13 tRNA genes are annotated in these 1,323 nt (G+C 53.2%); all 13 read left to right on the top strand.

Annotation, left to right across the window (positions count from 1 at the left end):
* The first annotated feature begins 63 nt into the window (after nucleotides 1-63).
* The 13 genes from ACWJJ4_RS19760 to ACWJJ4_RS19700 all read left to right on the top strand — a co-directional run bounded on the left by ACWJJ4_RS19760 (nucleotide 64) and on the right by ACWJJ4_RS19700 (nucleotide 1,265).
* Nucleotides 64-139, top strand: a tRNA-Val gene (locus ACWJJ4_RS19760).
* Nucleotides 140-168: 29 nt separating this feature from the next.
* Nucleotides 169-244: transfer RNA gene (locus ACWJJ4_RS19755), tRNA-Thr, on the top strand.
* A gap of 37 nt (nucleotides 245-281) precedes the next feature.
* Nucleotides 282-357, top strand: a tRNA-Lys gene (locus ACWJJ4_RS19750).
* A 10-nt stretch (nucleotides 358-367) separates the two neighbouring features.
* Nucleotides 368-451, top strand: a tRNA-Leu gene (locus ACWJJ4_RS19745).
* Between the two features lie 9 nt (nucleotides 452-460).
* Nucleotides 461-535 (top strand) — tRNA-Gly (locus tag ACWJJ4_RS19740).
* A gap of 19 nt (nucleotides 536-554) precedes the next feature.
* Nucleotides 555-640: transfer RNA gene (locus tag ACWJJ4_RS19735), tRNA-Leu, on the top strand.
* A gap of 9 nt (nucleotides 641-649) precedes the next feature.
* Nucleotides 650-726: transfer RNA gene (locus ACWJJ4_RS19730), tRNA-Arg, on the top strand.
* Between the two features lie 17 nt (nucleotides 727-743).
* Nucleotides 744-820, top strand: a tRNA-Pro gene (locus tag ACWJJ4_RS19725).
* A gap of 4 nt (nucleotides 821-824) precedes the next feature.
* Nucleotides 825-897: transfer RNA gene (locus tag ACWJJ4_RS19720), tRNA-Ala, on the top strand.
* A 19-nt stretch (nucleotides 898-916) separates the two neighbouring features.
* Nucleotides 917-993 (top strand) — tRNA-Met (locus ACWJJ4_RS19715).
* 2 nt (nucleotides 994-995) lie between these two features.
* Nucleotides 996-1,072: transfer RNA gene (locus ACWJJ4_RS19710), tRNA-Ile, on the top strand.
* 7 nt (nucleotides 1,073-1,079) lie between these two features.
* A tRNA-Ser gene (locus ACWJJ4_RS19705) sits at nucleotides 1,080-1,172 on the top strand.
* A gap of 16 nt (nucleotides 1,173-1,188) precedes the next feature.
* Nucleotides 1,189-1,265, top strand: a tRNA-Met gene (locus ACWJJ4_RS19700).
* Nucleotides 1,266-1,323 lie beyond the last annotated feature (58 nt).

The raw sequence follows: 1,323 nt of genomic DNA, 5'->3' as shown, positions 1-1,323 counted from the left end.
GTCGGGGGTTTCCCCCTGTGAGAGTAGGACGCCGCCAAGCCATTACACGTAAGTGTAATATATGGAGGATTAGCTCAGCTGGGAGAGCATCTGCCTTACAAGCAGAGGGTCGGCGGTTCGAGCCCGTCATCCTCCACCATTCCTATCATACATAAGTTGGCGTATTGGGCCGGTGTAGCTCAATTGGTAGAGCAACTGACTTGTAATCAGTAGGTTGGGGGTTCAAGTCCTCTTGCCGGCACCACTTTTATATGTTATACTATATAAGTCTCTTGTAATAAGAGCCATTAGCTCAGTTGGTAGAGCATCTGACTTTTAATCAGAGGGTCGAAGGTTCGAGTCCTTCATGGCTCACCATGTTTTTCTTGCGGATGTGGCGGAATTGGCAGACGCGCTAGAATCAGGCTCTAGTGTCTTTACAGACGTGGGGGTTCAAGTCCCTTCATCCGCATTGCCAAACGCGGAAGTAGTTCAGTGGTAGAACATCACCTTGCCAAGGTGGGGGTCGCGGGTTCGAATCCCGTCTTCCGCTCCAACTATACTATACCATCCATGCCGGGGTGGTGGAATTGGCAGACACACAGGACTTAAAATCCTGCGGTAGGTGACTACCGTGCCGGTTCAAGTCCGGCCCTCGGCACTTATTGTTGCGCCCGTAGCTCAATTGGATAGAGCGTTTGACTACGGATCAAAAGGTTAGGGGTTCGACTCCTCTCGGGCGCGCCATACATACTTTTGAAAAACGGGAAGTAGCTCAGCTTGGTAGAGCACATGGTTTGGGACCATGGGGTCGCAGGTTCGAATCCTGTCTTCCCGACCATTTTGGGGCCTTAGCTCAGCTGGGAGAGCGCCTGCTTTGCACGCAGGAGGTCAGCGGTTCGATCCCGCTAGGCTCCACTTGATTTTAATTGTTTTTGGCGGTGTAGCTCAGCTGGCTAGAGCGTACGGTTCATACCCGTGAGGTCGGGGGTTCGATCCCCTCCGCCGCTACCATTGGACCTTTAGCTCAGTTGGTTAGAGCAGACGGCTCATAACCGTCCGGTCGTAGGTTCGAGTCCTACAAGGTCCACCACTTATACGGAGGAATACCCAAGTCTGGCTGAAGGGATCGGTCTTGAAAACCGACAGGGGTGTCAAAGCCCGCGGGGGTTCGAATCCCTCTTCCTCCGCCATATCTAATTTAATCATCGCGGGGTGGAGCAGTTCGGTAGCTCGTCGGGCTCATAACCCGAAGGTCGCAGGTTCAAATCCTGCCCCCGCAACCAAAAAATGGTCCGGTAGTTCAGTTGGTTAGAATGCCTGCCTGTCACGCAGGAGGTCGCG

Source organism: Bacillus sp. JK62 (genome assembly GCF_053663455.1).
Note: the sequence above shows the minus strand (reverse complement) of the source record. Positions and strands in the feature narration are given on the sequence as shown.